Origin of the sequence: Bacteroides sp. D1 (assembly GCF_000157095.2) — a bacterium.
Lineage (GTDB): Bacteria > Bacteroidota > Bacteroidia > Bacteroidales > Bacteroidaceae > Bacteroides > Bacteroides xylanisolvens.
This window is the reverse complement of record NZ_JH114342.1, coordinates 200,908-205,863: the sequence shown is the minus strand read 5'-3', so window position 1 is coordinate 205,863 and position 4,956 is coordinate 200,908. Positions and strand designations below refer to the sequence as shown.

Here is a 4,956-nt window from a genome sequence, read left to right as displayed (position 1 = left end):
ATATCATTATACCATAAAAGCCAGCAATATGAACTATAGCCCCCTTTCTTTGTCCATTTATTAAAGTCTTTGCAAACAAAAAAAATATTTGAGATTATTTTAAATAACAACTCAATAGAATTAATTAATGAATGATCATTAACCCTTATATATTTAGGGATTAGAACAATATCATAATTGAGTTTTTTCAATAGAGCAAGAGTTCTTCTATTACCTACTTCCCCGCCTCCGAATGGAATTTTACTCCAATCCCCAAAATTTGCAAAAAAATAAATACGATTTTTCACTTAGTATTATCTATTTATGCTCAAATTTCAACTAAAATCTTGTTAATATGTAACTATCAGAAATATCATGAGCAACTGTGTTTTTTACAGTAATAACTACCATAATATATATAATTTACCCCTAGATAGAATTATAAACCTTGACCTATTTTATTTCATCATAACCAAATACCCTTAAATAACTTTCTGCACAATGAGATATAGAAAAATTATTATCAAAATATTCTTTTAATTTCATTCTGTTTATTTTTTCTTCATTATCAAAAGCCTTCTTTAAAGTATAGTAAAAATCGTCTGCATTAGAACTTTTAGAAATATAACCTTTATCTTCGCCATCTATTACATTCGGTATCCCTCCTACAGGTGTACATATTGGTATAACCCCGCAAGACATTGCTTCTAATAATGAAATAGGAAGTCCTTCAGCTAATGAAGACAACACAAAGAAATCAGCCTTCAACAAATAGTCCACAACATTATTTTTTGTACCTAACCAGTATATACCTTTCTGTGCACTATTAATAATATGTATGTTTTCTTTTGAATCATACGATGCACCTATTAATATCAAGATGCCATGATTACCTTCATTCAAGAATCGATTAAAAGTTTTCACCAATAATTCTTGATTTTTCACTTTAGCGCATCGAGCCACATGGATAAATATTTTATCATCATCATGTATTTTTAATTTTTCTAATTCTACAGAAACCTTATCATAATCTACGGTTCTCATCAACTTAGATCGTCCATTATTTATATTTATAGCATTGTCTAACTTATACAATTTCTTATATGAATCAAGGCATATTTGAGATATGGTTATTGGTTGTATTTTTTTTCGATAAAACCATTTATATACAGACCTGAGTTTTTTTGAAGACAAACACCTTTCGGCAAGACTATGTAAAGTATGGAAATATTTCGAGTGAGGATATAAAATTGCAGGTAAGAATAGAGTTATTAAATCTGCATGCGAATGTACAACATCCGGCTTTTCTTCTTTTACAACTTTCAATATACGCCATATTGCTCTTAACTCCAAACCACTCTTACATTTCAGATTTATGTATTTTATTTTATGGCTTATTTCATTTTTATAAAATGAATTTTCTAAAACTGAATCATCATCTGTCGTGCACAAAACCACTTCATGATTTAAAGATAATTCATTTGATATATCCACTAAAAATCTCTCAGCACCAGCTGCTGCAGTAGAATAATGCAATTCTAAAATTTTCATATATTTTATTTCATCAAAATAGAAGATTTTAAGACGTCCAAATAACCATGTCCAAACTTCAAATCAGGTTCCACATAATTTCCCTCTGCCCATTCATTCCAAGATCTCAAAAATAGAATCTTGTGTTGATCCTGTTTCTGCAAAATTACCTCTAATGCCTTTTTTATATGTTCTTCAAAAAGAGCTGGAGTAGAACCTGTATAAATTACTGCACGGCGACCAGCACGTGGTGATCTGTCCCAATTAGGAATAATCGATGGATATACATCCTCTCTATAATCATAAGATGTATAAAAATTAGAAATAATATCCTTATATTTATACTTATCAAGAGGGGTATAATTAGGAAAGAGCTGACGTATTTTATGCTGAAGCAACTTACACCAACGCCCTTTACATAATTCTTCTGCATGCCACAAATTAGAGGGAGCTAACGCATCAAAACCTAAATCAAAGATTCTCTGATACCGACTAACAGCAGCATTCTGAAGCCCGACAAAATGTATTCCTGCCAGTCCATTCTGTTTAGCCAGCTTTTTCCACACATCAATAAAGTGTTTTGCATCAGGTAAAGCCTCAGGATCATATATCAAAAATATAGGTTTTCCATCCACAGCAATATATCTTTTATCCTTAAACGCAGGTAATACATTATTAAAATGCTTTACAATATCCTCATCACCAGGATATTCTTGTATCATCAAATCTAAATTCTTATGTTTTTGGGCATCACTATTCCATGTCCTACGCGTCCAACTATGATTAGCCCATCCCAAACAAAATGGGAAATCAGGTTTTCCTGACGATAAAACTTCATTAAAAGGACGTTCAAGTATCTGCTTACCATTACCAAACCAATAATGCCAATACATAAATCCCTCTATCCCTGCCTCACGTGCCATATCCGCTTGCGCTTCTCTAACCTCAGGCATCCTTAAATCATAGTAGCCTAAATCCGCAGGAACTCGTGGCTGATAATGTCCTTTAAACAAGGGTTTAGCTTTTCCTACATTTGTCCACTCCGTAAAACCCTTTCCCCACCATTCGTCATTTTCCTTAATTGGATGAAATTGAGGGAGGTAAAATGCAATAACTCTTGCTTTTGTAATCATATCTTATATATTAACACTTAATAAATTTCAGTAAAATAATAATATATACATATTTCTGATAAACTAAATAGCTTACTCAAATCAATGTTTTCTACCTATAAATATTTTCGACTCCATTAATAATAGCGTATAGAAAATAATAAAATATTTCATATAACCATATTCTCCTGTAATAGCCGAATAAGCAATGTAATAAACAGCTAATGTAATCACAAACAATGTTACATTAACATTCTTGTTCATTCTATATACCCCCCTAAATAACCAAACAAATGTAATGACCCACACACACAAGCCTACTATACCACTATTACAAAGTACAACGAAAATAAGAGACTCGAAAGCTAATAAAACAGGGTGAAGATCATGAATAGACATGTAATAACCACACCATTCATATCCCTTTCCAAAAATTAAACAATCCTGTATTTCCCTGAAGCAACCATTCAGTTGCTCCATACGCATATCAATAGAAGAACCTTCCACATTCGTTTGGCGACTATCTTTAATAAAAATTGAATCTATCGTTGCTGATAATTCTGGTATATTTTCAATAATAATATAACCAATAAATCCTATAACAGCGACATATATCATCGGTTTAATTCGACGTAACATTAATAGATAAAAGAAAACAGTCAGAAACATGGCACCTATCGGAGTACGGATGCCACAAAGAAAAATACAAACAACAATAAAAAACATCAATAAATATACAAATAATGGTTTTATTTTATCTTTCAAAGAATAAAGGTATACCATTGCTAAGCCTAAAAATAGACCGAAAATCATAGGGTGAGTGAACACCGATGATATTTTGATAATAAGCCGAGCCATTTGCTCACCAAATTGAGCCTCACGCAATTCTGCATTATTAATCTGTGCCATAAAATAGACATAAGGATTTAATCCATTCAAGGTCAACAAGAAAATTCCATATATAACGATGACAATAATTACAATAACCATACAGTTTCTACTATATCTAATGATTTTAGGATCATATCTAGACACATTCCACATAACTATTGGTAATACTAAATTAGTCATCATATTTGCACGCCATGAATTCAATGCAATATCTGTTGGAACAAACTCCTGAAAAGGCATCATAATAAGCATCATAACATAGAAAAAAATAAATGGATAGAATGGACGCAAATCCAACCTAACTTTACCGTGATGTTTATAATAATCTATGACAAAAGCAATAAGAAGTAAAATATTCGCAAAATTCCAGCTCAGAGAAATCCCTAAAAAATTTATATTAAAATATGGAACCAAAAAAAAGTAAGCGAGATACAAAACCAGACCTATTCGCAACTTTACGAAAAAAGCCACAAGAATGATAATGGTTAACCAAGATTGAATAAATGCCATAGAGCGGATATTGTAATATAGGCTAAAATTAGTCCAAGCTTTTATATTTTGTAACTATTCTCTCTACTATAGCATCTGCTTCCTTTTCACTGATATCATTTATCATGGCTGTACTATCATAAATGCCATTTGCTTCAAATGCTCCTTGAAATTTATAACTATATGCTAACCCAAACAATGGTACTCCTGTATACATAGCTGCAAAATTAGCATGCATACGTGTGCCAATAAAAAACTTCATTTGAGATATAATAAACTTTATTTGGGGCGAAATCAAATCTTGATCAATAAGTATAATATTGCTCTTATCATGCAATTTAGAATAGACATCACGTGCAGCTTCCATATCGTCATTTGCAACTTCTACTTTCTGATAATTATATGAATGAGGTATTAAATAAATCGCAATATTCTTCTGTTGGAAATAAACAATAAGTTTATTTATGAGATATGGATACGTAGAAAATTGCCCTGAAAGAGTTCTAAATTTATTGCTATAAGCCAATCCACTTATATTAATACCTATTGCATTAGCCTTAATTTCAATGTTAAAAGGTTCCGGTTTCATATAGTATGACAAATCCCTCGTTTGTTCATACTTCAATCCCATTGCCTCCAAATCAGAAGCATATTTATTATCACGAACAAAAATTTGACTAGCGTAACAAAGTATACGGTCAGCTATAGCTTTATTCTTGCTCTCTCTAAATGGTCCTAATGTTTGAGGAAGAATAATAACAGGAATATTAAATTTCATTGCTAAATTGATATCAGGCAACCGATTGAGAAAAGAGGTAGTATTATAAATATCTGAAAAGCCATCTCCTCCATTAATTGCAGCAACGTACTCGACTTGCTTTATCATTCGTCCTAAATTAGTAAAGGGTAAACAAACATGCAAATATTTAAACAACAAAGCTTCTACAAAAAAACA

At 31.4% G+C, this 4,956-nt stretch carries 4 protein-coding genes and 1 pseudogene; all 5 read right to left on the bottom strand.

The features are described from left to right. Positions 1–287, bottom strand: a pseudogene (locus BSAG_RS25655) (hypothetical protein); the annotation flags it as partial. A 145-nt stretch (positions 288–432) separates the two neighbouring features. Then, on the bottom strand, positions 433–1,530 hold the full coding sequence (locus BSAG_RS10990; RefSeq protein WP_004314909.1) for a glycosyltransferase family 4 protein: 1,098 nt from the start codon (positions 1,528–1,530) through the stop codon (positions 433–435). A 5-nt stretch (positions 1,531–1,535) separates the two neighbouring features. Next, positions 1,536–2,642: a glycoside hydrolase family 99-like domain-containing protein gene (locus BSAG_RS10995; RefSeq protein WP_004314908.1), complete on the bottom strand. Its 1,107-nt coding sequence runs from the start codon at positions 2,640–2,642 to the stop codon at positions 1,536–1,538. Between the two features lie 81 nt (positions 2,643–2,723). Then, positions 2,724–4,022, bottom strand: coding sequence for a hypothetical protein (locus BSAG_RS11000; protein WP_004303673.1), 1,299 nt, complete (start codon positions 4,020–4,022; stop codon positions 2,724–2,726). Between the two features lie 28 nt (positions 4,023–4,050). Continuing rightward, positions 4,051–4,956: polysaccharide pyruvyl transferase family protein (locus BSAG_RS11005; RefSeq protein WP_008997548.1), on the bottom strand; the 906-nt coding region annotated here is incomplete at its 5' end.

Coding starts and splice junctions, on each gene's coding strand:
- BSAG_RS10990 (WP_004314909.1), bottom strand. CDS start 1,530: ATGAAAATTTTAGAATTGCATTATTCTACTGCAGCAGCTGGTGCTGAG.
- BSAG_RS10995 (WP_004314908.1), bottom strand. CDS start 2,642: ATGATTACAAAAGCAAGAGTTATTGCATTTTACCTCCCTCAATTTCAT.
- BSAG_RS11000 (WP_004303673.1), bottom strand. CDS start 4,022: ATGGCATTTATTCAATCTTGGTTAACCATTATCATTCTTGTGGCTTTT.